31 protein-coding genes and 2 tRNA genes are annotated in these 25,471 nt (G+C 50.1%); 6 read left to right on the top strand and 27 right to left on the bottom strand.

Annotation, left to right across the window (positions count from 1 at the left end; genetic code table 11):
• Window positions 1-44: 44 nt before the first annotated feature.
• The 21 genes from OH773_RS13795 to csgB all read right to left on the bottom strand — a co-directional run bounded on the left by OH773_RS13795 (window position 45) and on the right by csgB (window position 16,147).
• Entirely contained in the window at window positions 45-659 is a 615-nt protein-coding gene (locus tag OH773_RS13795) for a 4'-phosphopantetheinyl transferase superfamily protein (protein ID WP_270139378.1), read from the bottom strand.
• Window positions 650-1,879, bottom strand: a complete 1,230-nt coding sequence (locus tag OH773_RS13800; RefSeq protein ID WP_270139379.1) for a beta-ketoacyl-ACP synthase — start codon at window positions 1,877-1,879, stop codon at window positions 650-652. The genes OH773_RS13795 and OH773_RS13800 overlap by 10 nt, the downstream gene beginning before the upstream one ends.
• Entirely contained in the window at window positions 1,876-2,607 is a 732-nt protein-coding gene (locus tag OH773_RS13805) for a 3-ketoacyl-ACP reductase FabG2 (protein WP_270139380.1), read from the bottom strand. The genes OH773_RS13800 and OH773_RS13805 overlap by 4 nt, the downstream gene beginning before the upstream one ends.
• A gap of 7 nt (window positions 2,608-2,614) precedes the next feature.
• Window positions 2,615-3,076 carry a hotdog family protein gene (locus tag OH773_RS13810; protein ID WP_270139381.1) on the bottom strand — a complete coding sequence of 154 codons (462 nt, stop codon included), beginning with the start codon at window positions 3,074-3,076 and terminating at the stop codon, window positions 2,615-2,617.
• Window positions 3,069-4,241: a beta-ketoacyl-[acyl-carrier-protein] synthase family protein gene (locus OH773_RS13815; protein WP_270139382.1), complete on the bottom strand. Its 1,173-nt coding sequence runs from the start codon at window positions 4,239-4,241 to the stop codon at window positions 3,069-3,071. The genes OH773_RS13810 and OH773_RS13815 overlap by 8 nt, the downstream gene beginning before the upstream one ends.
• Before the next feature lie 2 nt (window positions 4,242-4,243).
• Entirely contained in the window at window positions 4,244-4,819 is a 576-nt protein-coding gene (locus OH773_RS13820) for a DUF3261 domain-containing protein (RefSeq protein ID WP_270139383.1), read from the bottom strand.
• 2 nt (window positions 4,820-4,821) lie between these two features.
• A complete protein-coding gene (locus OH773_RS13825) occupies window positions 4,822-7,149 on the bottom strand; it encodes an MMPL family transporter (protein ID WP_270139384.1) in 2,328 nt (775 codons plus the stop codon).
• Window positions 7,121-7,726 carry an outer membrane lipoprotein carrier protein LolA gene (locus OH773_RS13830; RefSeq protein ID WP_270139385.1) on the bottom strand — a complete coding sequence of 202 codons (606 nt, stop codon included), beginning with the start codon at window positions 7,724-7,726 and terminating at the stop codon, window positions 7,121-7,123. The genes OH773_RS13825 and OH773_RS13830 overlap by 29 nt, the downstream gene beginning before the upstream one ends.
• Complete coding sequence (locus OH773_RS13835; protein ID WP_183271950.1) at window positions 7,719-8,144, bottom strand: acyl-CoA thioesterase; 426 nt, start codon at window positions 8,142-8,144, stop codon at window positions 7,719-7,721. Before OH773_RS13835 ends, OH773_RS13830 begins: the two co-directional genes overlap by 8 nt.
• On the bottom strand, window positions 8,138-9,847 hold the full coding sequence (locus tag OH773_RS13840; RefSeq protein ID WP_270139386.1) for a glycosyltransferase family 2 protein: 1,710 nt from the start codon (window positions 9,845-9,847) through the stop codon (window positions 8,138-8,140). Before OH773_RS13840 ends, OH773_RS13835 begins: the two co-directional genes overlap by 7 nt.
• The gene (locus OH773_RS13845) at window positions 9,838-10,188 is read right to left on the bottom strand and encodes a 3-hydroxyacyl-ACP dehydratase FabZ family protein (RefSeq protein WP_270139387.1); all 351 of its coding nucleotides are present in this window, start codon (window positions 10,186-10,188) and stop codon (window positions 9,838-9,840) included. Before OH773_RS13845 ends, OH773_RS13840 begins: the two co-directional genes overlap by 10 nt.
• Window positions 10,175-11,497 (bottom strand): AMP-binding protein, encoded by a 1,323-nt coding sequence (locus OH773_RS13850; protein WP_270139388.1) that lies wholly within the window; start codon window positions 11,495-11,497, stop codon window positions 10,175-10,177. The genes OH773_RS13845 and OH773_RS13850 overlap by 14 nt, the downstream gene beginning before the upstream one ends.
• A complete protein-coding gene (locus OH773_RS13855; RefSeq protein ID WP_270139389.1) occupies window positions 11,490-12,059 on the bottom strand; it encodes a hypothetical protein in 570 nt (189 codons plus the stop codon). Before OH773_RS13855 ends, OH773_RS13850 begins: the two co-directional genes overlap by 8 nt.
• Window positions 12,060-12,062: 3 nt before the next feature.
• Window positions 12,063-12,311: an acyl carrier protein gene (locus tag OH773_RS13860; protein ID WP_183271954.1), complete on the bottom strand. Its 249-nt coding sequence runs from the start codon at window positions 12,309-12,311 to the stop codon at window positions 12,063-12,065.
• 19 nt (window positions 12,312-12,330) lie between these two features.
• Window positions 12,331-12,603, bottom strand: a complete 273-nt coding sequence (locus OH773_RS13865; protein WP_270139390.1) for a phosphopantetheine-binding protein — start codon at window positions 12,601-12,603, stop codon at window positions 12,331-12,333.
• A gap of 15 nt (window positions 12,604-12,618) precedes the next feature.
• On the bottom strand, window positions 12,619-13,425 hold the full coding sequence (locus OH773_RS13870) for a lysophospholipid acyltransferase family protein (protein ID WP_270139391.1): 807 nt from the start codon (window positions 13,423-13,425) through the stop codon (window positions 12,619-12,621).
• Entirely contained in the window at window positions 13,404-14,126 is a 723-nt protein-coding gene (locus OH773_RS13875) for a beta-ketoacyl synthase chain length factor (protein WP_270139392.1), read from the bottom strand. Before OH773_RS13875 ends, OH773_RS13870 begins: the two co-directional genes overlap by 22 nt.
• Window positions 14,127-14,377: 251 nt before the next feature.
• Window positions 14,378-14,689 (bottom strand): hypothetical protein, encoded by a 312-nt coding sequence (locus OH773_RS13880; RefSeq protein WP_270139393.1) that lies wholly within the window; start codon window positions 14,687-14,689, stop codon window positions 14,378-14,380.
• A 103-nt stretch (window positions 14,690-14,792) separates the two neighbouring features.
• A complete protein-coding gene (gene csgC / locus OH773_RS13885; RefSeq protein ID WP_270139394.1) occupies window positions 14,793-15,122 on the bottom strand; it encodes a curli assembly chaperone CsgC in 330 nt (109 codons plus the stop codon).
• 69 nt (window positions 15,123-15,191) lie between these two features.
• Entirely contained in the window at window positions 15,192-15,644 is a 453-nt protein-coding gene (gene csgA / locus OH773_RS13890) for a curli major subunit CsgA (RefSeq protein WP_183271960.1), read from the bottom strand.
• A 47-nt stretch (window positions 15,645-15,691) separates the two neighbouring features.
• Window positions 15,692-16,147: a curli minor subunit CsgB gene (gene csgB / locus OH773_RS13895; RefSeq protein ID WP_270139395.1), complete on the bottom strand. Its 456-nt coding sequence runs from the start codon at window positions 16,145-16,147 to the stop codon at window positions 15,692-15,694.
• A gap of 789 nt (window positions 16,148-16,936) precedes the next feature.
• On the opposite strand from csgB, the gene csgD reads away from it, so the two are divergent.
• The 4 genes from csgD to csgG are packed head-to-tail and all read left to right on the top strand — an operon-like array spanning window position 16,937 to window position 19,296.
• Entirely contained in the window at window positions 16,937-17,602 is a 666-nt protein-coding gene (gene csgD / locus OH773_RS13900; RefSeq protein WP_183271962.1) for a biofilm master transcriptional regulator CsgD, read from the top strand.
• A gap of 4 nt (window positions 17,603-17,606) precedes the next feature.
• Window positions 17,607-17,996 carry a curli production assembly/transport protein CsgE gene (gene csgE / locus OH773_RS13905; RefSeq protein ID WP_270139396.1) on the top strand — a complete coding sequence of 130 codons (390 nt, stop codon included), beginning with the start codon at window positions 17,607-17,609 and terminating at the stop codon, window positions 17,994-17,996.
• A gap of 9 nt (window positions 17,997-18,005) precedes the next feature.
• Complete coding sequence (gene csgF / locus OH773_RS13910) at window positions 18,006-18,422, top strand: curli production assembly/transport protein CsgF (protein WP_270139397.1); 417 nt, start codon at window positions 18,006-18,008, stop codon at window positions 18,420-18,422.
• Window positions 18,423-18,462: 40 nt separating this feature from the next.
• Complete coding sequence (gene csgG, locus OH773_RS13915; protein ID WP_183271965.1) at window positions 18,463-19,296, top strand: curli production assembly/transport protein CsgG; 834 nt, start codon at window positions 18,463-18,465, stop codon at window positions 19,294-19,296.
• A gap of 47 nt (window positions 19,297-19,343) precedes the next feature.
• On the opposite strand, the gene OH773_RS13920 is transcribed toward csgG, so the two are convergent.
• The 4 genes from OH773_RS13920 to ghrA all read right to left on the bottom strand — a co-directional run bounded on the left by OH773_RS13920 (window position 19,344) and on the right by ghrA (window position 22,284).
• Complete coding sequence (locus OH773_RS13920; protein WP_270139398.1) at window positions 19,344-19,823, bottom strand: DUF1097 domain-containing protein; 480 nt, start codon at window positions 19,821-19,823, stop codon at window positions 19,344-19,346.
• Window positions 19,824-19,930: 107 nt separating this feature from the next.
• Window positions 19,931-20,485 carry a TorD/DmsD family molecular chaperone gene (locus tag OH773_RS13925; protein WP_270139400.1) on the bottom strand — a complete coding sequence of 185 codons (555 nt, stop codon included), beginning with the start codon at window positions 20,483-20,485 and terminating at the stop codon, window positions 19,931-19,933.
• 38 nt (window positions 20,486-20,523) lie between these two features.
• Window positions 20,524-21,261, bottom strand: coding sequence for a phosphatase (locus tag OH773_RS13930; RefSeq protein ID WP_270139401.1), 738 nt, complete (start codon window positions 21,259-21,261; stop codon window positions 20,524-20,526).
• An 81-nt stretch (window positions 21,262-21,342) separates the two neighbouring features.
• Window positions 21,343-22,284, bottom strand: coding sequence for a glyoxylate/hydroxypyruvate reductase GhrA (gene ghrA, locus OH773_RS13935; RefSeq protein WP_270139402.1), 942 nt, complete (start codon window positions 22,282-22,284; stop codon window positions 21,343-21,345).
• A gap of 352 nt (window positions 22,285-22,636) precedes the next feature.
• On the opposite strand from ghrA, the gene OH773_RS13940 reads away from it, so the two are divergent.
• Both OH773_RS13940 and OH773_RS13945 read left to right on the top strand, forming a co-directional pair.
• Window positions 22,637-22,724, top strand: a tRNA-Ser gene (locus OH773_RS13940).
• A 172-nt stretch (window positions 22,725-22,896) separates the two neighbouring features.
• A tRNA-Ser gene (locus OH773_RS13945) sits at window positions 22,897-22,984 on the top strand.
• Between the two features lie 320 nt (window positions 22,985-23,304).
• Here OH773_RS13945 and chbG read toward each other — a convergent pair.
• A complete protein-coding gene (gene chbG / locus OH773_RS13950; protein ID WP_270139403.1) occupies window positions 23,305-24,066 on the bottom strand; it encodes a chitin disaccharide deacetylase in 762 nt (253 codons plus the stop codon).
• A gap of 45 nt (window positions 24,067-24,111) precedes the next feature.
• Entirely contained in the window at window positions 24,112-25,455 is a 1,344-nt protein-coding gene (locus tag OH773_RS13955) for a 6-phospho-beta-glucosidase (protein ID WP_270139404.1), read from the bottom strand.
• Between the last annotated feature and the right edge of the window lie 16 nt (window positions 25,456-25,471).

Here is a 25,471-nt window from a genome sequence, read left to right on the forward strand (position 1 = left end):
CTTCCTGAGGAATTATTCCTGGTAACTGGTTGCAAAATGGGCACTTAAAGAATAATCAGCTCTGGCGTGAAATTAATGGGGAAAGGCTGCTCGCCGCAACAGGCAATCAGTGAATCGTCGAGGCTAACATGATGTAAATAGCGGTCTGGCGGGCAAAGTGTCTGGAGCGGCAAACGCAACTGCTCCATTTGCCAGACCGTTCCGCCACGCTGCTTGAGAACCGCTTCGTGCGCCGTCCAGATGCGCCAGAATTGCCCGATTTGTTGTGCTTCGGGTAAAGATTCCAGCCAGTCGCATAATGGTTCGTCGAAACTGTGGCGGGCAATCGCCATAAACCGCACACGCGGGCGGATTTGTTCAATATCGCAGCCCACTTCCCCGCCCCCCACCAGCACCGCAACACGAGTGGCATGGTTGCTGATATTAAATTCTGGCAATGCAGGATGGTACGGTTTGCCTTGCGCGGCGCGGGCTAATTTTGGTAACGGCCCATCATTGAGCAGCATTGCCAGCAGAACCCTCGCGGCTATCCAGTCCGGCCGGCGACAGCCAGTTGGCGCATCCTGCAATAATTCAGGCGACAGCCAGCGTGTGGCGCACGCGTCATTCAACACGCACGCCACCTCGCCGAACGCCAACTGATAGTCGTTTACCGCCAACGGCGCATCACCAGTGAGGTGTTAATTCCACCAAAGGCAAAGTTATTGCTCTGCACAAACTCAGTTTCGATTTTGCGCGCTTCACCCATGATGTAATCGAGATGGCCGCACGCCTCGTCAGGTTGAGTTAAATTCAGCGTTTCGGCAAACCAGCCTTCACGCATCATTTCGATACTCAGCCACGCTTCCAGTGCACCACACGCGCCAAGCGTATGACCCAGGTAGCTTTTCAGCGAGGAAATTGGCGTGTTAGCACCAAAAACCGCCGCTGTGGCGTGGGTTTCGGCAATATCGCCACGGTCAGTTGCCGTGCCATGCGCGTTAATGTAGCCAATGTCGCTAGCTGAAAGCCCCGCAGAACGCAGACTGTTTTCAATACAGACTTGCATCGTCTCTTTCTGCGGCTGGGTGATATGCGCGGCATCGCAGTTGGTATGGAACCCGGTAATCTCCGCATAAATCGTAGCACCTCGCGCCAGTGCATGATCCAGATCTTCGAGGATCAATGTGCCCGCGCCTTCACCAATCACCAGGCCATCACGCTGCATATCAAACGGCGAGGGAGTGCTCTTCGGTTGGTCATTACGCTGGCTAGTGGCAAACAGCGTGTCAAACACCGCCGCTTCCGACGGGCATAACTCTTCCGCGCCACCGGCGACCATGACAGTCTGATAGCCGTGACGAATCGCCTCCCAGGCATAACCAATCGCCTGGCTGCCAGAGGTACACGCACTTGATGTCGGGATCACGCGGCCACGCAAACCAAAGAACAGCCCGGTATTCACCGCTGCGGTATGCGGCATCATCTGCACGTAGGTCGTGCCAGTAATATTGCGGGTGTGCTTTTCAGTCAGCATGGTGGCAAATTCGCTCACCGGGCCCGTGCTTCCCGTGGATGAACCATAAGCAATACCTGCTTTACCGCTGGTGAGAATCGGGTCGTCAAGCAACCCTGCCTGAATTAACGCAAGCTCTGTAGCACGTGTTGCCAGCAACGACACGCGTCCCATCGCCCGAATACGCTTACGCGTATAGTGTTCAGGGAGGGTAAAATTATCGACCGGGGCACCGAGCAGGGTGTTGAGTCCGTCGTAGACTTGCCATTCCGGCATATGTCGTACTGCGTTTTTACCGGACTTCAAACCCACAGCCACATCCTGCCAGTTATCGCCAAATGCCGTCACGCCACCCATTCCGGTGACGACCACACGGCGAATCACAGCATACCTCCATTGATGGAGATAACCTGGCGTGTGACGTAAGCGGCAACGGGCGACATCAAGTAACGCGCGAGTCCTGCCACTTCTTCGGGCTGCCCCATACGCTGGAGTGGGATCAGGCGCATCGCTTCGTTGAGCGCGGCCTCTTCCATTTCAATCATTCCGGTATCAATCAGACCTGGTGCGATGCAGTTTACGGTGATTTTGCGTTTTGCCAACTCGATTGCCAGCGCTTTGGTCGCCCCGATAATCCCCGCTTTGGCGGCACTGTAATTCACCTGACCGCGGTTACCCATCATGCCCGAAACCGACGAAAGCGTGATGATACGCCCGCCGTTACGCAGGCCAATCATCGGCATCACACACGGTTGAATCACGTTATAAAAACTGTCGAGATTCGTACGAATCACGCCGTCCCAGTCATCATCACTCAGCGCGGGAAATGCGCCGTCACGCGTGATACCCGCGTTGTTGACCACCCCCCAATACGCACCGTGGGTTTCGATGTCAGCTTCAATCACCTGGCGACACTGGCTGCGGTCTGCACTATCAAACTGCATGACACGCCCCATTCCGCCCAGCGCATTTATTTGCTCAAGCGTTTGCTGTGCGCCCGCTTCGTCGTGATGATAGTGCACCACAATGGCAAATCCGTCGGCCGCCAGCCCACAGGCAATTGCCCTGCCGATGCCCTTGCTGGCACCGGTTACTAATACTGTCTGAGTCATCTTGCTGCTATCCCAGTAATTGTTCTAATTCATTATTATCAGGCTGATAGGTATTAACCCGCCCGCTCGCCAGTATGTTGCCATCCGCGAGAATTTGTCCTTCAAAACACCCTATTTTTTCATCACGCATCAGTAGCGTGACATGACATTCCAACTGCAAACCTTGTTCAAAAGAACCCGCCGGACATCGTACCCCTCTTCCTCCCAGCAGCATTCCTACGCGGCTTGCTTCTTCACCGTTATGCATGGCGTGCCAGCCCGACCACACGCCCACTGTCTGCGCGATAAGTTCGATGGCAAACCAGCCAGGTAAATTACCGTCCGCATTGAGAAACGGCACCAGTACGCCGTGACGGCTTACCGTAACCCGACAATGCGCACTTTCTTGTTCCACGGCCACTACCGACTCCAGCAGACACATGGGTGCTTCGTGCGGCAAATAGTGGTGTGGGGCAAGAAAATCAGTCATGAGAAACTCCAAAAATCAGGCTGGTATTGTTACCGCCAAAAGCAAATGAGTTCGACAGCATTATTGGTTTGGTAAATGGCTGTGAAGCGCCGAGTAAACCACAAGGCGCAAGAGTCAGGTCTTGATGCACATCAGTGAAATCTTGTGCAGGCAGAGGCAAACCTCGCGATAACAGCAAATAACAGAGAACCGCTTCACAGGCACCTGCGGCGCCTAATGTGTGTCCTGTCAGATGCTTAGTGGAGCTGCAAGGAACGCTTTCGCCAAAAAGTTGATTCACCACTTTGGCTTCAATTTCGTCATTCAGACGTGTGGCGGTGCCATGCAAATTAATATAGCCAATGTCCTGTGGGCGGAGTTTAGCCTCACCCAGCGCCATTTCTATCGCGCGAATCGCACCGACACCTTCAGGATGAGGAGCCGACATATGCCAGGCATCAGACGATTCACCCACGCCCAGCAATTGCACTTCTCCCGGCTCTTTCGTCAGCAAAATCAGTGCCCCAGCCTCACCGATGGTGATCCCGTTGCGTTCCGCACTAAACGGTTTACAGCGTACATTGCTTAACGATTCCAGACTGTTAAAACCGTTGATTGGCATGCGGCTTAGGGTATCTGCCCCGCCAACAATTGCCGCATCAACCATCCCTGACTCAATTAACCGCTTACCGGTAATAATAGCTCGCGCACTTGAAGAACAGGCGGTGGAAATCGTCAACGCAGGGCCAAAAAGTTGCAGATAATCACTCAGAAAACGCGAAGGATCGCCGAGTTCTTGTTGGCCATAGCGATACGCCGCGGGCGGTTTGCCAGCATGGGTGCCACTCACCATGCGATCGCCTTCATCAAGCCCGGAAGTACTGGTTCCCAGCACCACCGCCACGCGTTCATTGCCATAACGGGTAATCGCTTCATCCACCTGCGGGCGAATTTGTGCCAGTGCTGCAAGCAACAAGCGGTTGTTACGACTATTGTATTGCGCCATCTCTGGTGGAACGTCTGGCAGGTTGCCGGTGACCCGTCCTACCCAACACTCACCTTGTTGTAACCAGCCGTCGCGGTCCCGCTCAATGCCTGGCGCGATGTTGGCCTGCAAATTTCCCGCGATCTCGTCGAGGTTATTGCCTAACGCATTGACCATTCCGGCAGCAGTTAACGTAATCATGATTAGCTTTCCAGGTGCTGAATACTGATGACATAGCCGAAACGATGGTGATGTACACTGACTGGCTGGCGACTTCCGTCCCGCTTCAGGTAATGAATGGTTTCAATCAGCTCACCATGGTCATCACGCAATTCACGCCGCGAATCGATATCTTTCAGTGTCCATCCCGCCGGCAGTTGCGGTTGCCAGGCGCTTATCGGCCAGTAACTCAACATAATATCGGCAAGAACCTGACTGGCTGGAGGTAATTCTGGCAGCGTAATGGACTGCTCGGTTTTAATACCCGATTGAGAGTAGGTCAGACGAAATAAACGGATGCCCAGCGGGGATAAACCTGCCAGCATCACTTTTTCTTTGTCCGCATTCAGCAGCACCATCAGCGACTGAGTTTTGCCTTTAACCTGAGCGCTCAACAGTTGTTGTTCAGTGATTGACGGCGAAATGCCAGGAGCCGGTAGCGTCACCAGAGTACCCGGCTTTAACCAGGCTTGTGGACGGGTGTTGTCGGGTTTAGGCGTACTGCAGGCGCTGAGTAAAAACAGGCCTGACAATAAGGCCAGGATAGGTAATTTTCTCATGGTTATCTCGTTCCCTCTCCTTGGGTCGATGGAGGTAAGGCTAATGGCGCAGTTAAAAATGCGCAGAAGATCCCGCAGCTCAACACAATGCCAAAACTTGCGATGGCTTGTGTCTGGCTAAAGACCAGCATGCCTAAGGTGAAAAGTGTGGTCAGCAAGGCCACGCTGATGGCGAGCAACGACGTCAGCGGTGTACCGCGCGGATTACTAAAGAACAGGGTGTAATTAATGCCAATGCCCAACACCAGCACCAACGCCAGTAATGAAAACAGATTCAGCGCATGCCCACTAAACGCCAGTGCGGCAAGGCCACCGCCGAGTGATAACAACGACGGCACCACATTCAGCAAACCGCGTTTTAGCCCTAATCGCAGCACATAACTCAGCGCAATCGCGGCCACGGCAATCACCAGTAACACCGCCAGTAAACTACGAAAATGGCTGAACAGCTCATTGAACATGACTTTCCTGTCAACCCAACTGACACCGGGCAGTTTTGCCGCAAGTGTCGCAAGTGCTGCGCTGTCGCGAACACCGCTGACCGGCACCAGTGCGCCACTTTTACCGTCCGGTAAAGACAGCCACAACAAACGCCAGCCGCTGCTAATGACGCTCTTTTGCCACAAATCGGGTGTCACCGGCATTTGCTGAAGATTCGGCGCAGTGATGGTCACTCCGCTTTCAGCCAGCCGTTTTTGTAAAATCGGCGCGGCCTCACGCAGCAATTGCAAATCTGCCTGCTGCTGTTCAAGCGAGGCGAGCGGGATCAGTCGATAACTGTCGATAAGCTGACTCTTTTGCGCGCTTGCCAGAACCGGTGCTAGTTTTTCGAGGCGTTGTAGCGTTTGTTCAGCCGTGTCGCCGTAAACCACAAACCATTTTTGATCCATCCCCTGCCCGGTTAACGCGGTAATCGCCTGCTCTTCACGAACCAGATCCTGGGGTAATGCCTGAAAACTGGCGATGTCATCATTCACTTTTAATGATGCAATCCCCACAAGGCTGATAACCAACAATGCCAGCGGTATACCAAAGCGCACCGCTTTGTTGTTTTGCCACGCATTCAACCAACCGTTCAGCAACGCGCTACAAGGAACCGGTCTGACGGGCAAACCACGCACCGCGAACGGATACCAGCACACCACCGTGAGACAGGACGCGATCAACCCACTGGCGGCAAACACCGCAAGCTGGCGAATGCCAGGGAATGGCGCGAGGATCATGATCAGATAGGCGATGGCTGTGGTGGCTAATGCCAGCAACAAGGCAGGCAGCACTTTACGTAAACTGGCGATGGGCGAGTTTTGCGCGCCATGCACCATGCGCTCGGTGAGGTAATAGAGCGTGTAATCCGCCGAAACACCCACGATGCTCATACTCATCACCAGCGTCATCAGATGCAGTTCGCCAAAACACAACAACGTTATTGCCGTTCCTGCCAGCGCGCCGATGGCGACTGACGTGGCACATAACAGTAATGGCCGCACCGAACGAAACACCAGTAGTACCAGCAGTAACACGCCAATGACCGTTGCAAGTCCTAGCGTCGAGACATCGTGCTTTGCCTGCTGGCTGGCATAATCGCTGTAGAACAAGGTGCCGCGCGACATCACCTGCGCCTGCGGGAACTGCTGTTTCAGGTTTTGTTCTAAAGCCCGCAGTTGCTCAACTGCCGCGCGCCCCTGCTGCATATCAAATGAGGAGCCTTTTAGTTCCCCGTGCAGCAAATACCAGTAGCGCCCCTGTTTATCCCGCGCCACCAGCCAGCCGTTTTGCAATCGCATTTGACTGGCGGTTTGTTGCAGTGCCAGTTGCGATCCACGTACCAGCATCAAGGGATCGTTGGCTAACTCTTTCCCACTGACACCAGAAAATGCCGAGTAGAGTTGCGATAACACCCATTGCGCCTGGGCTTCACCGCCGTTTTGCAAACGGCTGCGGGTCTGGTTATCCACCAGACCATTACGGTTTTCGAAGTAAAACTTCCCCCACTCCTGCTGGCTCCTGGCATCCATCGGCCCCTGGACATCTTGCAGGAACGGCTGCTGTTGCAGTTGTGATTGCCACCACTGCGCTGCAGCGGTATCCGGCGTATTACCCGGGCTGACCATCCACATCATCTGCCTGTCGAGACGTTGCAGAAAACCGTTCTCTATTTGCGGAGGGACGTTCCCCAGGCTGCTGGCAGGAAGCAACGACAATACGCTGCTATCGAGCCGCGCCCTGGGGAGCAACGTTGCGAGCAACACCACAAGCAGAGTGACTATCGCAAGCCAGCCCCATGCCAGGCGACGATGCACGTCAGAAAGCGAAGCGCTGCTGCTCTTCATGAGTCAGTTTTCGTGGGTCTAGTCGGTGGTTACTAAAGGAGATCTCAGTGAAATCGCCCTGCAAATCGTTCAGTTCGATGCGATTAAGGACTTTATCGCCCTGCAACGTGATGGTGCTAAACAGTTTATCGAGCGGCGTGGTGGTCGGCGTTAATACCAGTTGCCATTTGCCCTTGCCCTGGTCGGTAAAGACATGAGAGAAGTTTTCATCGAGTACTTTCCGGTCAGCCTGGAATAACGCCCGTAACAAATGGTTGAACTGGAACATTTGTGGGTTGCTGTCCGCGGTGATGATTTGCGCAGCCTGGCTGCCCATCACTTGAACCATATGGCTGTCATCGAGTACCAGCGTCATTGGGAAGGGATGCTGTTGCTGCCACCACAAGCCTTTGCTTTTCGCGATAAGCACTTCGCCACTGGAATGCAGCGGTTGCGCCATTCCGCTAATTTGCCGTTCTTGTTGGAATTTAGCCCGCACGATGGGCTGCGACGCAAAACTGCGTTGCACGTCATCAAGTGTTATTGCGCTCGCCGTATAGCTGATAAACAGCAAGGCCATTAAAAAAATCTTATTCATTACTCAAGCCCATGCGTTCAAAAAGGATTGGAGGGGAAACAAAACACAGTTCTCCGCTGGTTGCCGAAACAGCAACCTGAATGGTGTAACCGGTGGTAGTGCGTTTACCATTTTGCGCATCGATAATTTCATAGCCGATCTTCAGGCGGTTTTCGTACTCCAGTATCGTGGCGCGTACCAGAATCTGTTGTTCAAACTTCACCACATCACGGTATTTCACGCGGGTGTCGACCACCGGCCAAACGTAACCGGACTCTTGCATCGCCCGATATCCATAATCAAATTGGCCGAGCAATGCCTCGCGCGCCACTTCAAAGTAACGGAAATAGTTACCGTGCCACACCACGCCCATCGCATCGACATCATGGAAGGGAACTTTGATGCTGACCTCAACGGAAAAACGTGGGTCATTTAACATCCGGACTCCTTTTCTGGCGGTAACTGCCAGAAATCATAAAAATTAAACCAATCGAGTGGCGAACGCAGTGCGTACACTTCCAGACGCTGCGCGTATTGATCAATGATCGCTTGTAGTGCCTGTGATCGCGTAGCTCGCGGTAGCAGCAACGGGTCGGCAAAGTTTTCGGCGTGAATACGCAGTTTGCCCTGCTCGCGCAATACCATCATTAGAATGACTGGGCATCGTAATGCAGCAGCCAGGATAAACGGGCCTTGTGGAAACGGCGCGGGGCTGCCCATAAACGTACTCCAGCAAACACGCCTCTCCCCGCCGCGCTGAGAATTAACCGCAATCCGGTCGCCGACAATGGCCACCCATTCACCGGCATCCAGCTTGTCTTGTAACAGCATGGCCGTCTGCGGCCCGATATGGCTGACGGGCATCAGATTCACCGCCGCCTGCGGAGCAATTTCTTCGATAATCTGGCGAAAACGTTGTGCGTGGTCAGTAAATACCAGCGCATTAATAATAAGCCCGGCTTCAACTTGCGCCAGCGCGCGGCTGGCTTCGATATCACCGAGGTGAGCGGCAAGAATTAGCTTCCCCTGCCCTGCTTGCCGCTGCAAAACTTCACGGCTGCCGGGCGCAAATTCAATGTCACGCCCCCAGACAATATCGCCCCGCCAGGCAGCGATTTTATTGAGCATCGCATCGCCAAAGCGTAAAAAGTGGCGATAGCTGTTTAGCCCTTTTGGCAACGTCAGGTGCTGACGTTCCGCCTGTAACCTGACACGCTCCAGCCACTGCTGAGAAGCTTTGCGCTGCGTGCCTCCTGTCACCCACATCCACGCCACCACCGGATAGAGCAAGACGTTAAATGCGCGACGCCCTAAACGCTGGTAAATGTTGAGCATCAGACGCATACCCGCCAGCCCTTTACGTTCAGGGATTTGCGCCCAATGCGTGCGTTGGCGACGACGTGCGAGGAGTGCAGGAATGCGGGGCAACATGCCAAAAAACAGTCGAGTGTGCATCCAGGAGATACGCAGGTTGTCATGCAGCGCATCAAAATGCGACACGCCATCTTGCGGATAAATCACACGGGTAGGCAAAAATCGACTGTCGGTTCCCGCCCAATACAGCCGCACCATGATTTCCGTATCGAAATCCATCCGTTTGCCGGGAGGGTGTTTAGCAATAGCCGCAAGCGTTGCCGCCAGCGGATAGACGCGGAATCCGCACATGCTGTCTTTCAATGACAGCGAAAGCGTTTCAATCCATACCCAAACGTGCGTGACGTAACGCCCATATAGCCGCGCTTTGGGGACGGATTCGTCGTACTCCGGCGTACCGGAAATCAGGCTTTCGGGATGTGCCTGTGCTTCAGCTAAAAAACGCGGCACATCTTCGATGCAGTGCTGCCCGTCAGCATCAAGCTGTAATGCGTGGCTAAAACCTGCCTGTGCCGCCGCTTTTAGCCCGGTAACCACCGCCTCCCCTTTTCCCTGGTTCTGTTCCAGTTGGATAAGCGTGACGCCAGTTAATTGTGCCAGTTGCTGTTTGGTGGCCGACTCGCTACCGTCATCAACAATAATGCACGGCAGACCAAACGGTTGCAGGCGTGCCAATACCGCAGCCATCGTCGCGCCATGGTTATAGCATGGGATCACAACACAAGGTCGAAAAGCCGTGGCCGTTACGGGCACCTCCGTTACAGACATAGTTTGATCTTCCCGCTGCTGGCCGGAACGCCACCTTGTTCAGTCAACAAGGTGTAGGAAAAACTGAGCACGCTGCGTGCAGCATCCCATTGCAGATTCAGTTCCAGTTCAGTTTGCGGAACAATCGGACGCTGGAATTTCACATTATCAATCGAACTAAAGCGCATTTCAGGCGCGAGCTCTGCACCGTAGGCCATCGCCCAATCAAGTTGTGCGACGCCCGGTAATATCGGTTGCGTGGGGAAATGCCCCGCGAACCAGCCTAATGTTGCCGGAACCGCGAGTCGCAAACACAATTTGCTCACTTCAGGTTGCGAACGCTCTAACTCAACGGGTTTCATCAAATAACTCCTGTAATTGCGCCCACGCACGCTTGCTCTGGCTATTGAGCGGAATACGCTCGACGACGCGCCAAAAACGTGGGATGGCGAGCGGCTCAAGCCAGGCACTGAGCGCTTCTCGCCATTGTTGCTTGCTGGTGGCATCCGCTTTGGGGGCGACCACCACGGCACCGAGTGCGATACGCTTGCCCCGCGTAACGGGGACCACGGCCGCATCTTCAATACCCGGTAATGCCATCAATCGACGTTCAATTTCACTCAGTGAGATCCGTTTTTCTTCGATTTTAACAATGCGATCGCGTCGCCCGATTAAACGAAAACGCCTTTGCGCGGTAAATTCGAGAATATCATCAAGCTGGACGTGGCCTTGATGAATCAACGGTGATGCAACGCGCCAGCCATCGCCCTGCTGGGTAAATTGCACCGCCGGGAAGGCTTGCCATTCCGGATCGGGCTGCGCATGTTCACGCCACGCCAGCACGCCAGTTTCGGTGGTGCCGTAAATTTCTGATACGGGCGTTTTAAGCCAGGGGAGCGCCTGCTGAGCCGTGTCGTCATCGAGTTTTCCGGCGGCGGATATCACTCGTTTGAAGACCGGGGCGGCGAGATTAATATCAAGCCGTTTTAAAAATGCCGGGCTACTGATAAACAGCAATGGATGAGCCGCACGTGCCGCTAATTGCTCTGGAAAATGAATCATCAAAGCATCGCAGGCCAGGCCGAGCGCCATCGGCAACATCACGCGGAAGGTAAAACCATAAAGATGCTGATGCGAAACCGACCCCACCAGGCGACAATCGTGCAGATCCTCGCCCCACAATGCCGCCAGCCAGACGATCTCTTCATCCAGCGCACGCAGCGTTTTGAAGATTTGTGTCGGTTCGCCCGTTGAACCCGAGGTAAAGAACACCACGCCCGCATCTTCGGGAACCGGTTCAAACGATGTCAATGCGGGGACATCCAACGTTTGTGGGTTGAGCACCGGGCAGTCGAGGTTTAGCGGTACATCGCTAATCACGCCACAAAAATGACGCCGCTGTTCACGCAGTTGGGCTTCGCGACTGTGACCTGGTAAAACCGGTGTTTTACCTGCATGCAGCGTCGCTAAAAGTGCGGCAATAAAGTCATAACTGTTGTCAAAACAGAGCGCCCAGCGCTTGCCCGGCTGGCAATGCAGCCAGCGGTAAATACGCTGTACGTCTTTCATTAAATCGGTTTGTGTGAAGCATTTCTGCCCGGCAAACGCCACCACATGCTGTGGATGACGGTCGGCACTCAACCACTTCGCCAGCGCCAACGGACTATTCATAGCGACGTTTCACCCGCAGTCGTATCAGCCATTCGCCCGCAAATAACAGCCCCATCAGCAGGTAACTTGCCATTCCATTCCACAGAGTCCACCAATGAATGTTTCCCGCAAGGCACGTCCACAATGAAACGCTGCCGTTAAAAATAAAGAAAATGCACCAGACTTGTGTGACCCTGCGAGTGTAACGGATCCCTTCAGGAGGAAGATCCCCTTCGCGCCAACGAGCCAGGCGTTCAATAAGTGACATCCGTGTAAACAGGGATGAACCAAACAATGCCAGCATTACCGCATTGACGACCACCGGATACCACAGCAGCAGTTGGGCTTCTCGCATCCAGATGCTGGCAATAGTTAGCACCGTGCCCGCCAGCGCCAACCCTTTAAACGCTCGGCTTAGGGCTCCGGTTTTTCCGCGCAACGCGCATAAGCGCAGTACAAAGCACAGCGCCAGACACGGCAATAAAATGCGTAATTTTGGATATGAGATAGCTAACCAGACGGCAAAGGGCCAACCTATTACGGCTAGCCCTCCAGCGATACTCAGTGCTCGTTTTGCCCACACGCGTTAAGACTCGCTATGCAAACGCTCAACCGCGTCCACAACATCCTGTACTGTGCGTACTGATTTAAAATCTTCCGGTTTAATTTTTTTACCGCTGCGCTTTTGTAGATGCACAACCATATCTACCGCATCAATACTATCCAGATCCAAATCTTCGTAGAGACGAGATTGCGGGGTAATGTTTTCAGGAGAGAGTTCAAATAACTTAACCAGTAACCCGGTGACTTCCTGATAAATATCTTCTTTATTCATAGCGTACTCGTGGTTTCAATCAGGCGCTGTGCGCAGGGTTTTGACTTTTAATAAATGTGGCAAGACTCGCGACGGAATAAAAATGTTCGCGCATCGCTTCGTTTTCGGCGGATAACACCACACCATATCGTTTTTTTACCGCCAGACCTAATTCCAGTGCATCAATGGAATCAAGGCCTAGGCCATCATGACCAAATAACGCGGCCTCACTTTCAATCTCATCAACGCTTATCTCTTCCAGATTCAACGTGTCGATAATGAGTTGTTTAATATCGGTTTCTAAGGATTCCATATAATCATCCGAGTCTTAACGAGAGCCAGGAACCCGTTCCTGACATAACAATTCTTGAGATAAATAGTGGCTAAGACGACGCGCCGCTAACGCAGGGGCATCGTCAAGATTTTCCATAAAGCACCGGCTGTCGATCCGCTGTTTGACACTGACGGTAATCATCGGCTTGCGCTTGGGTATCTGATACCAACGGCTGTGTTTATCCAGATACCGCTGGTCGCAGTGAATATGCACCAGACGCAACTCGCACCCGCTGCGTACCGCAATATTGGCCGCACCGCGCTGGATAACCAACGGCTCGCCCGGACGTGTGCGCGTGCCTTCCGGGAAAATCAGAATCGCCTCCCCTGCCAGCATACGTTTCTGGCTTTCAGGAAGTAGCGTTTCCCCCTGACTGTTGATCAGGTAATCCGCTGCGCGTATCACACCGCGAAAACAGGGATTTTTCACCAGGCTGGCTTTCACCAGGCAACCAATATGCGGCGCCTGAGAAGCAATAAACACATAGTCGAGTAACGTCGGGTGATTGGCAACAATCAAACAACCCCGGTCATTGCGCAGTTGTTCGCAATTTTCAAAGCGGTAATCGAACACACCAAGGCCGCGTCCGATGCGTAAAAATAATCGGAAACTGGCGGCAATGCTACGGCGAGCAATTTCACGGCGTTTGCCATTATCGCGCACAAATAATAACAGTAAATTAAACCAAACCAGCGAAAGCATCAGGCCGCCGCTGCCAAATAAGACAAATAACCCGCCGGTCATGAGTACTCGCCAGCCCCATTTCAAACGCGCCCACATTAATGGCGGCTCCAGCGCCATTGAAGGCGCTCACCTGCAAGGGCGAAAGTGGGTACATCACTCAACCATCCGTGCAAAAAAGCCAGCCCCTGCGGTAAACCGCGATCTTCAGTGACCTCGCAAGGCATGGTTTCACACTGCATTTGCTGGCCACTTTCCAGTAATAGCGCGACGGCAAAGGGCATATTCAGCGTTTTATCAACGAGATGCGGGTGATAAAACTCAGGTATCAGACCATCGAAATCCACCAGCAGCACGCGTTGATATCCCGCATGGTGCAGCGAAGCAACTTCTATTAAAGCCTGCGCAAAGGAGTCATATCCGGCTGAAACAGAAGATGACACCAGCGCTTGTTTCGCCGCGATAGTGGTATTGCCTACCGCCGAGTTATGTACCGACATGGCAAAATCGGTGGGCGACAGACTTTCTTGTTCAGCAAGCGCCGTCAAAATTCGGAAATTTCGCTCCAGTTCGCCGTGGCGACTGGCGAAAACCAGCGCATCCACTGACTGCCTGGACAATATCGCCAGCGCACAGTCAACGGCGAGGCGGCTACCTGAAGCCAGACGACGCGCGGTCATCATCGGCAAATGGCGGCTTTTACCTGGCGGGGCTGAAACATCAATAGCGGCGGCGGTTTTACCCCATGCCAGCCAGTCCTCGGTTTCAGATAAACCGGGGGCATTTGCTTGCCAGTCGACAATGTTAAACGCTAACTTCATGTTCAGTACCATTATTGATTCACGACGCCGCGTCAGATATATCTTTTCGGATTCATCCCGACTATAAAAAAAGTCTTAATTTAACGGGGTTTTTGTTAACCCGCCTATTTTTTACGCGTACAGGTCCACTGACGGCGGGGAATAGTAACAAAAAAGGACGTGAAAGAAATATTCATACAACGATTCCGTTAGCTCAAGTTCGTCCACCAACGGAATCATTGTATTGGCCTAATATCTTCAGGCAAAAAGTTCTAGCGATAAGTAACTTCCAGCACGGCCAAATTGCGTTGCGCATTAAGGTAATGAATTTTGGTGGAAAGCGGAACGTCACTTTGTGGCGTGTAGTTATTCAATTTATTGAGAGCAACAGTTCTCACTACCCTCTTTCCGTTTTCTGAACAGGTCAATTCTGTTGATTGTTGTTGTGGAGCAAAGTTACAGGGAGACTCAACGATTGCGCCACGAAAATGGATAACACCCTCGCTGGCTTGTGCATTAACCAGAGGGAAAAAGAGAACTAACATGAGCGAAATGATTGGACGTTTTAAGCTTAATGTTTTCACGATAAATATTCCTCAACAACAGAATGGGTATTAAGGTTATCGGCAAAAAACGCGCTAGAGTGTAATGAAATTTAAAATACTGTAAAATCAGCAAGATATAACATTACACACTGCCAGGCGAGCTCCACTGTTTTTCCAAATGAATATCTTTCCCGTCAGTCACGCTAACGCTTATCGTCACGTGGTCACCCGGCGTGAGCGTCAGGCTCATATGCGATAACTTGGTGGGTTCATTGCCCTTAATAAAAACGTTATTGCTCTGGCTGCTGTTAGTTTGCCCCGAAGCCCCAGAACTCAATGCGGTGAGTTTGACTCTGCATTGGCAATCCTGAGTTAATGTTGCCACCGGCACGATGGTGTAGATATTTCCTTGCTGCTGGGTATCAATGGTGAGTTGGTTACCGAGAGCTGCGAGCAAAAGTAAGGTATGCATATTTGTCCTCCCGATTAAAAAAGAAAAACAGGGCAAAAGCCCTGTTTCTTATATAGTGCAGAATCTTGATTAATGCTGCTGAAGATTCGCTTGGTTGTTATAACCAATTTGAGTTAAATCAACAGAGGACGCAGCGGCTGTTTGGTTAACAGTAGCATTGTTTTTGTAGCCGTATTGGCTAACATCAATGGTTGAACCTTTAGCTTCCCATTGGTCAAGAGTCGCGCTGTTAGCGTGGCCTTTTTGTACCAATGTGATGGTTGCATCATCAGCACCCTGGCCTACATCAGCAAAGTTACCACTACCATATTGTTTAATATCAGTAGTTGATTTTCTGGCATCTGCTTGTAGAGCCGTTGCGGAGTTATTTGCACCGTGTTGGAACACTTTCAAAGTTGATTGTGGATCACTATTACCACCGTGTCCGCCACCATTACCAGGCCAGCCAAATTGGAGATCGGATGCCATTGCACTACTTGAAACCACCACTGCTGCGATTGCTGCGATTTTGAAAAAGTTCATGGTGAAACCCCCATTGTATTGAGAATATTAGTTCAAGTGGTCATGTATTATCTTTGGATAACACGTACGGCCATTTGAGACTGTTTCTGTACTACAACTGCTGATTTTTGCGTGCCTTGTTGAATAATGCTTGCCCTATTAGCAGAACCTTGCTGGATAATAAGCGCTGCATTACCAAACGAGTCTTGCTTTATATCTGCATCATTGCCGTAGCCTGATTGCGAAACATAAGCAAAATTGTAACTCCCTGATTGTTCGACGTTAGCACGGTTACCAGAACCTGCCTGATTTACAACCGCTAACTGCCTGGTTCCATTTTGATCAACCGTGGTATTATTATTAATACCTTGTTGACCAACAATTGCTGCCTGATTTAGCGATGTTCTACTTAATTCATTCATCGCAAAGTTATATTCTGAGCGTGCAAGATCAGGATTACTCGCAATAACATAACCAGGCGCACCCAACAATGCTAACATCACAAATAACGATCTGTTCTTCATGTTGTCACCCTGGGTCGGAACACCTCTGCTAATTAGATCTGAAAATTCACACACCTAACATTTGTTAACGCTAACGGTGAAAAGTTATTTCTGCGTTACGGAACTGAGTATGTCTGGCGAAACATTTAAAATATCTCACCCGCACGTTGTATTTTTATATTTCCACTCATTACAAAGTATGAGAGGTATAAAAAAAACCAAATACAACAAAGGGTTTAGAATGGATAATATTAATTAGCCTGCAACCTTTTAAAAGCCAATCGAAAATCACCCCTGATTTTGCCGTTTGGCTGGGTATCATCGATACGTATTTGGCAATTTTTAGTACACTACTGTCACGAAGGTGAGTTTTCTTAAGAGATGCCACGATTGAGAATGTAACGGCATCATTTTACATATGTTAAGTTTCAAATCGCCAAAAACAATCAACAATTAATCCATTAAAAACAATATGATAAAATCATTTGTATGAGTTTTAAAATTATGCAAATTATTTACCCTGTACAACTTTAGTATTAAAACTAAATAGAAAAAATGCCTTAACGAAACACTTTAATATCTAATGTTACATTTTGTATCATCTTTAACACTTGCTTTAAGATTAGTAACCGCTAGATTGAAATCAGCAGTAACATTTTGTTTAACACAATAAGTCAGGGCGTAATTTAGCGTCACTTGACTGTGTGACATTAATTCAAACACAGCAGTGCAGCATCTATCAGTACCTCTGGTGAATTAACTTTCTGTTAATTCAGCTGATTGATGCGCAAACTCGGATGGGGTTTCATCATGTTTAATGAAGTCCATACTATGAATAGCCAGGCGTTAAATGCTCAAACTTTATTGTTGATCACTAAACCCTCGCTACAAGCAACTGCGTTATTACAGCATCTAAAGTCTTCACTCTCTATCAATGGGAAACTGCATAATATTCAACGCTCTCTGGAAGATGTCGTGGGTAATGTTGTCGTGCTTTTTGATATGGTTGAAGCCGATAAAAAGCTGATTAACTATTGGCAAGATAACTTGAGTCGTAAACATAACAGTATTAAGTTGTTGTTATTAAACACTCCTGAAGAGTATCAATTCCGTGATATCGAAAACTGGCCACATATTAATGGCGTGTTTTACATGTCTGAGGAAGAGCCACGTGTGGTAGAAGGAATTCGCGGCGTTATGGCTGGCGAATGCTACTTCTCGCAAAAATTAGCCAGCTATCTGATTAATCACTCTGGAAATTATCGTTTCAATAACGTCGAGTCTTCTCTTTTGACTCACCGTGAAAAGGAAATACTTAATAAATTGCGCATTGGGGCGTCGAATATCGAAATTGCTCAGTCGCTATTTATAAGTGAGAACACGGTCAAAACACATCTCTATAATTTGTTCAAAAAAATATCCGTAAAGAACCGCACTCAGGCGGTTTCATGGGCAAACGATAACCTCAGGCGATAAAGCGATGAAATTAAAAACTGCTTTACTGCTGGCGTCAGTACTCATTTGCGCCTCCGGGGGCGCTCGCGCCGTCGAAGTAGAAGTCCCCGGATTATTAACGGATCACACCGTTTCGTCCGTGGGACACGACTTCTATCGTGAGTTTAGTGATAAGTGGGAAAGCAGTTTTACAGGAAATTTAACGATAAATGAGCGGCCCAGTGCACGGTGGGGGAGCTGGATAACCATTACCGTCGATCAAGATGTGATTTATCAGGCCTTTTTATTCCCCTCAAAACGTGATTTTGACCGCAACGTCAATGTCGCACTGGTTCAAACCGAAGAAGCGATTAATCGCCGGCAAATTGACAAAACATTGTTAAGTACTGGCGATTTAACTAGCGATGAATTTTAGGAGGCTGTCATGCGTGTCACTCATGCAGTTTTGTCTTTACTGCTAATTTCGCCCCTATCGTGGGGCGGAAATATGACGTTCCAGTTTACCAACCCAAATTTCGGTGGAAACCCTAATAACGGCGCTTTTTTACTTAACTCGGCACAGGCACAAAACTCGTATAAAGACCCCAGTTTTGATGACAACTTTGGCATTGAAACCCCTTCCGCCCTGGATAACTTTACTCAGGCTATTCAGTCTCAGCTTCTTGGCGGGTTGCTTAGCAACATTAATACCGGCAAACCCGGTCGCATGGTCACGAATGATTTCATCGTCGATATTGCTAACACTGACGGGCAGTTGCAGTTAAATGTAACCGACCGCAAAACAGGAAAAGTATCGACTATTCAGGTTGCAGGCTTACAAAATAATTCCACTGACTTCTAGTGGAAATTAAATAATCAAAAAGTATTTAAGGATAAACATCATGCAGCGTTTACTTCTCATCGTAGCAGTGTGTTTATTAAGTGGTTGTTTAACAGCACCACCTAAAGAAGCTGCGAAACCTACACTTTTGCCTCGCGCGCAAAGTTATCGTGATTTAACTCATTTGCCGGAATCTAAAGGTAAGCTTTTCGTCTCGGTTTATAATATTCAAGATGAAACGGGGCAATTTAAACCTTATCCAGCAAGTAACTTCTCAACGGCTGTGCCACAGAGTGCGACCTCTATGTTGGTTACAGCATTAAAAGACTCACGCTGGTTTGTTCCATTGGAACGCCAGGGTTTGCAAAACCTGTTGAACGAACGCAAGATCATTCGTGCAGCTCAGGAGAATGGTACCGTTGCAGAAAACAACCGTAGGCCATTAGATTCGCTGATAGCAGCAAACGTAATGGTTGAAGGGTCCATTATTGGTTATGAAAGTAATGTGAAATCGGGTGGTGTGGGTGCACGGTATTTTGGTATCGGTGGTGAAACCCAATACCAGCTTGATCAGATTGCAGTGAACTTGCGTGTGGTCAATGTGAGCACCGGTGAAGTGTTGTCTTCGGTCAACACCAGTAAAACCATCTTGTCTTATGAAGTCCAGGCTGGGGTATTCCGTTTCGTTGATTACCAACGTCTGCTGGAAGGTGAAATTGGCTACACCACCAATGAACCTGTCATGATGTGTCTGATGTCTGCAATAGAAACAGGGGTTATTTATCTGGTTAATGATGGTATTAACCGCGGCTTGTGGGATCTACAGAATCCGAAAGATATTAACAACCCGATATTGGCGAAATACAGAGAGATGTCAGTCCCTCCTGAATCCTGATAACTATTCAGACATAAAAAAACCAGCCTTTGTGGCTGGTTTTTTATTTACTCGGCTATTACCCGGGGCTCAGATTTCGTTTTTCGAGCCGCCAGCCATAATCCGCTGTTTTTCATCGCAAAGCCAAACACTAAACCCAGCAGCAAAGACGGAACGACAATGCGCCATTCGCCCTGGTTTGCAAAAGTCGCGCACGCACCAATAAAGGTCCCTGGCACGAATGACAACAGCATGTGTTTAGCCTGAACGCACATCAGAAATGCCACGACGCCCGTCACCATATAGCCCAGGATCTCCAGATGCGGTGCCATTGCACTGCCGTGGATGATCACCTGCGCCCACAGTACGCCGCTACACAGCGTGCATGCAGAAATGAGAAGCCCCTTGATTCCGCCCTGCGGACACGCAAAGTACGCAGTACAACCGAGGAACCCTGCCCAACTGAGAAGGCCGAGACTCACCGCAACCCAACCCCAGAGGCCTGAGAGAATACCGGTGGTCAATGCCAGAGAAATAAGTATGTTCATAGCGGCATATCATAGCAGAGCCTTATGGCCCGACCACGATCTACCGCACATTTTTTGTAAATAAGAAAGCAGTGTTACATTTCAAATGTGATTTAAGTCACATCCGTTTATTCATCACTCTCTTCTTCGAGCTCGTCGCGCATTGCCTGAATGGCTTCACGGCTAATTAACGCCAACGTGCGGTAAAACGCAGTGGTGGAGTGCGCTTCGACTTTCCCGAGGAAAGTGCCACACCATGGCATCAGGTAATCATCAAATAAACGAATCTGGGCTTCAAACTCATCTTCTTGTGATTGATCTTCCAGCCACGAAGCAGCAAGTAACAAGGTGCCAAAATGATCAGCTGGCGTGTCTGCAAGCGGCATTCCACGTTGTTTCAGAAATTCACGAACTTCGCCTTCATGGCTGCCCGCTTCCCACGCTGAACGATACGGCGGTACGCTGCACTCTTCGCCCACAAACATCGCATTGTAATCAGCTGCGAGCTGCTGAGGATCGCAACTTTGTTGCAGGCGAGTCAGTAATTCTTCCTGCTCAAGCGGCCAATGTTCTGCCAGTTTGCCTTCGCGGATCATCGTCAACAATGGAACCAAAAGCGGGTCCTGAGGTTGACGGTAAAACAGTGATCCTAAAATGCGGCAAATAATTGAAAACTCATTCATGCTAACGGTCCATTTAGTAGAGATTTGTTAAGTAAAAACTACAGTAAGGCGAATTCTTCAATGGGCGTCATGCCGCGGGATTCAAGGAAACCCAGCATACGACGCACTGAAACATTGAGAATGCGGTCTTCCGGGAACTCAACTTCAGCCAGAATTTTGCGGCATTCATCGAAATCCCCAAGAGTAAATGCAGTATGAGAATCAGACCCTAGCGATAACCAGCCACCGGCATCACGCACAGCGGCGGCAATAGCACGGCAGTTCGGGGCACTCCCCTTACGTGAATGAGTAAATGAAGAGTTATTCAAATCCAGCGCGACATTATATTTTGCTGCCGCTTGGGCAATGGCAGGAATGTCGACCGGGTATTTCGGGTTACCCGGATGGCTAATGATGTGAACGTTGCCGCTCGCCATTGCTGCGATCATTGCCTCAGTGTGGGTAGCGCTATCTGTTGGAGGAAAAACAGGCTCATGAAAACCGGCAATAATCAGATCCAGTGAATCCAACATTGGGCCAGTACAGTCAATTTCCCCGGCGATATTTTTAATATTCGCTTCAATGCCACGCAGAATACCGACGCCATCAACCATTCGCGGCCAAATACGCATGTTCACAAAATGCCAGTAATGCGGCGCATCAGCCATGTCCGGCCCATGGTCGGTGATAGCAAACAGTTTGATACCTTTGCTTTTCGCTATTGCAATGTAGTCATGAAGGGTGCTGTAAGCATGGGTACTGGCGACGGTGTGCATGTGCAGGTCAACGGGATACATGGCTCTCTCCTTTTATCTCTTTCCCGCAAGGATAGCAGTTATCACCGTTGTTTTTTAGCCCGGCGCCAGCCGGGCATAGCATTAATAACCGTTATGCAAAGAGACCTGTCCGCTTGGGGACTCACCCTTTTCAATTTCAAGAATGGTTTTCGCAATGTATTCCATTGCTTCCTGCGGCCGAGTCACCGCAGCAAGATGCGGTGTGATGGCAATGCGAGGATGTTTCCACAAAGGGCTATTTGCAGGGAGAGGTTCTTTCGCGAACACGTCGAGCATCGCGCCTTTCACTTTGCCGCTCTCAAGTGCCGCCAGCAGATCGTTTTCGACCAAATGCACGCCACGAGCGAGGTTCATGATAAACGCCTCATCGGCCAGTTGCTCAAGCAGTTGGCTGTTGATGATGCCCACGGTTTGTGGCGTATTCGGTAACAGGTTGATTAACACGCGCGTGCCATTAAGGAAGGCACTCAACTCTTCTGTGCCGGCATAACTTGTGACACCTGGATAGTTTTTCTTACTGCGGCTCCAGCAACGCACCGGGAAACCCCAGGCAGCAAGGCTTTCAGCCACTTTCCCGCCTAAAACACCGGCACCGAGCAACCCAATGGTAAAGTCTTCACGGCGATAATCTTCCAGCGGTTGCCATTTAGCCTGCTGCTTTAAGGCCTGATAGTCATCAAATCGGCGGAACCAATGCAGCACCTGGCTGACAGCGTATTCCTGCATTTGCAGCGCCATTCCAGTGTCTTCGAGGCGAAATAACGGCACACCATCAGGCAACATATCAGGATGCGCTTGCAGCTTACTCAAAATAGAATCTACACCCGCACCTAACGCGAACACGCCTTTGAGCTCACGACGTCCACTGAGCATCTCCACGGGTGGATGCCAAACCAGCGCGTAATCAGCGGGTTGGTTATCACCGGGATGCCACTGGCGAACAGTGGCACCTGGAAGTTGCTGTTGCATACCGTCGAGCCAAAATTGAGTATCAAATGTCGGGTGATGAAAAATGATGTCCATGCTTTCTCCATTTATTCTTAGACTTAGAGCCTATCCCAGTAGGCGTGATTGATGCAGTGAGTTTTGACTCGGACTGCGCGGAAAAACCGGAGCGTACACGTAGTACGTGAGGATTTTGAGCACAGCCCAGGTCAAAACTCACAAATAAAATAGCCTAATGGGATAGGCTCTTACGTGCAGCGTTTAACAATACATCAGATGAATCTAATAAAAAATCACCACGCTTTGCTGTTTTAAGAAGCAAGTTGTTTGAAGTTTGGCTAAACGCGCCGATATTTCGAAAAGTGAATTGACGCAGCGCGCAGATTTCCCTACATTAGCGCCCGTTCCAGAAGTCAGGGAACAACAAAACGGTGAGGTGTCCGAGTGGCTGAAGGAGCACGCCTGGAAAGTGTGTATACGGCAACGTATCGAGGGTTCGAACCCCTCTCTCACCGCCATATTCCAAGAGAAAGTCTGAACTAACGTTCAGACTTTTTTTTCGCCTTAAATTCAGCATCGTTCACACCTTAACCGAACGATTCGTAAACCGAAGATTAAACTTGACCGAATAGGGTTGAGACCCTATAGTAGCGCCCCGTTGCCCCCTGATGTTGGCAACAGAAACAAAACGGTGAGGTGTCCGAGTGGCTGAAGGAGCACGCCTGGAAAGTGTGTATACGGCAACGTATCGAGGGTTCGAACCCCTCTCTCACCGCCACATTCCAAGAGAAAGTCTGAACTAACGTTCAGACTTTTTTTTCGCCCGTACCCCGTGGAGAGACGGGTGAGAACCCTCGACCCGAGGTTCGACAAATGCTTTAGCATTTGGACGTCAGGGGCGCTTTCGACCATGACGCCCGAAGGGCAAGCGCAGCGCAGTCAGCCCCTCTCTCACCGCCACATTTGAAGAAGAGCTCGTATGAAAATACGGGCTTTTTTTTCGTTTATAGCCTGCCAAAAAAGACAAAAAAACCCGAACCTAAGTTCGGGTATGACAACTCGCCGTTGGGCTAAACCACTGCTCTACCACAACTAAGATTACAGATCTTTGAACGTACCCAGGCGATACCCGCGTTCTGCAATCGCGTATTTAAGCGAAGCGGAAGTTAAGACATCCAGTTCAGCCAGACGCGGATAACAGTACTTGCTGGCAAGAATCGTGTTATCGATAAACGAAGGATGACACATCACCTCTAACGATTGCTCACCTCGGGTCATTGATCTCTCTAACGTGTCGAGGAACAGCGATTCCGTTATTTGCTCACCATAAAAGCCGCTATCAAAGCCTTGCGTGGTTTTAACTCCGTGCTGCTCAATCTCATCCGTTCTGGCCGCATCGTAGTCAAAGCGTACTGGAAGACCTTTCGCCTTCGCGAAAGCTTCAACAATCGGATAGATTTGCGGGATCATATGGACATGGTGATGACTGTCGATGTGTGTTGGTGCGCGGCCAAACAATTCGACAAATCTTGCAAACTGGCATGCCAGCTCGTGTTCAATTTCTGCCAGGGGTAAGGTATTTTCTTCGGCACGTTGCCAAATCCATTTCCCTAACTCGCCCTTTTCATCCGTCAGCCCCGGCATAGCCGATATCGGGCGCCCTAGCGTCAGCACAAAGTGCATGCCAATCGCCAGTCCAGGCTGTTTAGCACTTAACGCAACGGCATGTTCAATGCCATGGGCGTTAACCATCGCGGTGGTCGACGTCACCACACCGTTGATGTAAGCATCGATAATTCCATAATTTTGTGCTTTGCAAAGCCCAAAATCGTCCGCGTTAACAATTAATAACTTATCCATTGTCGCCTCGGTAGGCTGCCTTCCCCGATAAGGGAAGGCCTCCAGTTATTTAAGTGCAGCGATTGCTTGCGCAAAGTTTGGTAGATTTGCTTCGTGCGCGAGCAGCATGTCGCGGGCAATTTTCTCAGCATCTTTGTCGGAATGGATGAGTGGGCTCAAGTTCAGCGCCAGTAACACATCGTTAAAGTTACCGCTCAGAGCCGCTTCGCTTGCCGCAACTTCAAAACCTTTGATGGTGTAAATCAGACCCAGCACTTTTTCATCAAAATGGGTGATGCGCGAGCTCGGTGTTGCGCCATCGCGACCGATAGTACAGGTCATTTCGACCGCCCAATCAGCAGGAATATTATCAACGTGACCATGATGCGGCACGTTAACGTAATGCTCGCTTTGCTTGTCGTTATAAATGTCGCTGATCACTTCACAAGCCGCGTCAGAATAGTAAGCCCCACCACGCAGTTCCAGTTCTTTCGGTTTGACATTCAACGCCGGATCTTTGTACAGCTCGAACAGTTGTTTTTCCACTTTCTGAACGACAGTTGCGCGCGCACCGCCTTTGTAGAATTCACCCATTTCGATAGCCAGCATCTCTTTTTGCTTGAAGTAATAGAGCAAATAAGAGCACGGCAGCAGGCGCAAGGAACGAATCAAGCCTTCGCTGAATGGCAGATCAAAGATGTTTTTCACTGAACCCGCGGTTAATGTACCGGCGGCCACGCCATCCAGCAGTTCGTCAAAACGAGAGGTTCCGTTAACCAGCACATCTCTGATGAACACCATGTGGTTCAGACCGAATAAGTCGATATTCAATTCATCGGTTGGCTTGAGTTTTAACACATCTTTAATGAACATTTTCATGCCCACTGGGATGTTACACACGCCAATGAATTTCTTGAAATCAGTGTGGCGATACACCGCCTCAGTCACCATGCCGGCCGGGTTGGTGAAGTTAATCACCCACGCGTCAGGGCAGATTTCTTTCACGTCGTTAATAATGTCAAAAATCACGGGAATAGTACGCAGGCCTTTAAACAAACCACCTGCCCCGTTTGTTTCCTGACCTAAGTAGCCGTAACCCAGCGGAATGCGCTCATCAAGTTCACGGGCTTTCAGTTGGCCAACACGCAATTGCGTGGTAACAAAGTCGGCATCCACCAGCGCTTCGCGGCGATCGAGGGTTTTATATAGCGCAATCGGCACACCAGCGCGTTCAATCATGCGCAAGCAAAGATCAAAGATAATATCTTGTTTCTCTTTACCGGCCTCAACATCGACCAACCATAATTCAGTGATCGGCAATTCTTCGTAACGTTTAATAAAACCTTCGAGTAATTCAGGGGTATAGCTGCTCCCACCACCGATTGTGACGACTTTCAATTTTTTACTCATAGGGACTCCGATTGCA

It is taken from the genome of Buttiauxella sp. WJP83 (assembly GCF_027594725.1).
Lineage (GTDB): Bacteria > Pseudomonadota > Gammaproteobacteria > Enterobacterales > Enterobacteriaceae > Buttiauxella > Buttiauxella selenatireducens.

Bases quoted from the DNA above. Each gene is read 5' to 3' on its own strand.
- OH773_RS13805 (WP_270139380.1), bottom strand. From the start codon at position 2,607: ATGACTCAGACAGTATTAGTAACCGGTGCCAGCAAGGGCATCGGCAGG.
- OH773_RS13810 (WP_270139381.1), bottom strand. From the start codon at position 3,076: ATGACTGATTTTCTTGCCCCACACCACTATTTGCCGCACGAAGCACCC.
- OH773_RS13815 (WP_270139382.1), bottom strand. From the start codon at position 4,241: ATGATTACGTTAACTGCTGCCGGAATGGTCAATGCGTTAGGCAATAAC.
- OH773_RS13820 (WP_270139383.1), bottom strand. From the start codon at position 4,819: ATGAGAAAATTACCTATCCTGGCCTTATTGTCAGGCCTGTTTTTACTC.
- OH773_RS13825 (WP_270139384.1), bottom strand. From the start codon at position 7,149: ATGAAGAGCAGCAGCGCTTCGCTTTCTGACGTGCATCGTCGCCTGGCA.
- OH773_RS13830 (WP_270139385.1), bottom strand. From the start codon at position 7,726: ATGAATAAGATTTTTTTAATGGCCTTGCTGTTTATCAGCTATACGGCG.
- OH773_RS13835 (WP_183271950.1), bottom strand. From the start codon at position 8,144: ATGTTAAATGACCCACGTTTTTCCGTTGAGGTCAGCATCAAAGTTCCC.
- OH773_RS13840 (WP_270139386.1), bottom strand. From the start codon at position 9,847: ATGTCTGTAACGGAGGTGCCCGTAACGGCCACGGCTTTTCGACCTTGT.
- OH773_RS13845 (WP_270139387.1), bottom strand. From the start codon at position 10,188: ATGAAACCCGTTGAGTTAGAGCGTTCGCAACCTGAAGTGAGCAAATTG.
- OH773_RS13850 (WP_270139388.1), bottom strand. From the start codon at position 11,497: ATGAATAGTCCGTTGGCGCTGGCGAAGTGGTTGAGTGCCGACCGTCAT.
- OH773_RS13860 (WP_183271954.1), bottom strand. From the start codon at position 12,311: ATGAATAAAGAAGATATTTATCAGGAAGTCACCGGGTTACTGGTTAAG.
- OH773_RS13865 (WP_270139390.1), bottom strand. From the start codon at position 12,603: ATGGAATCCTTAGAAACCGATATTAAACAACTCATTATCGACACGTTG.
- OH773_RS13870 (WP_270139391.1), bottom strand. From the start codon at position 13,425: ATGGCGCTGGAGCCGCCATTAATGTGGGCGCGTTTGAAATGGGGCTGG.
- OH773_RS13875 (WP_270139392.1), bottom strand. From the start codon at position 14,126: ATGAAGTTAGCGTTTAACATTGTCGACTGGCAAGCAAATGCCCCCGGT.
- csgC (WP_270139394.1), bottom strand. From the start codon at position 15,122: ATGCATACCTTACTTTTGCTCGCAGCTCTCGGTAACCAACTCACCATT.
- csgA (WP_183271960.1), bottom strand. From the start codon at position 15,644: ATGAACTTTTTCAAAATCGCAGCAATCGCAGCAGTGGTGGTTTCAAGT.
- csgB (WP_270139395.1), bottom strand. From the start codon at position 16,147: ATGAAGAACAGATCGTTATTTGTGATGTTAGCATTGTTGGGTGCGCCT.
- csgD (WP_183271962.1), top strand. From the start codon at position 16,937: ATGTTTAATGAAGTCCATACTATGAATAGCCAGGCGTTAAATGCTCAA.
- csgE (WP_270139396.1), top strand. From the start codon at position 17,607: ATGAAATTAAAAACTGCTTTACTGCTGGCGTCAGTACTCATTTGCGCC.
- csgF (WP_270139397.1), top strand. From the start codon at position 18,006: ATGCGTGTCACTCATGCAGTTTTGTCTTTACTGCTAATTTCGCCCCTA.
- csgG (WP_183271965.1), top strand. From the start codon at position 18,463: ATGCAGCGTTTACTTCTCATCGTAGCAGTGTGTTTATTAAGTGGTTGT.
- OH773_RS13920 (WP_270139398.1), bottom strand. From the start codon at position 19,823: ATGAACATACTTATTTCTCTGGCATTGACCACCGGTATTCTCTCAGGC.
- OH773_RS13925 (WP_270139400.1), bottom strand. From the start codon at position 20,485: ATGAATGAGTTTTCAATTATTTGCCGCATTTTAGGATCACTGTTTTAC.
- OH773_RS13930 (WP_270139401.1), bottom strand. From the start codon at position 21,261: ATGTATCCCGTTGACCTGCACATGCACACCGTCGCCAGTACCCATGCT.
- ghrA (WP_270139402.1), bottom strand. From the start codon at position 22,284: ATGGACATCATTTTTCATCACCCGACATTTGATACTCAATTTTGGCTC.
- chbG (WP_270139403.1), bottom strand. From the start codon at position 24,066: ATGGATAAGTTATTAATTGTTAACGCGGACGATTTTGGGCTTTGCAAA.
- OH773_RS13955 (WP_270139404.1), bottom strand. From the start codon at position 25,455: ATGAGTAAAAAATTGAAAGTCGTCACAATCGGTGGTGGGAGCAGCTAT.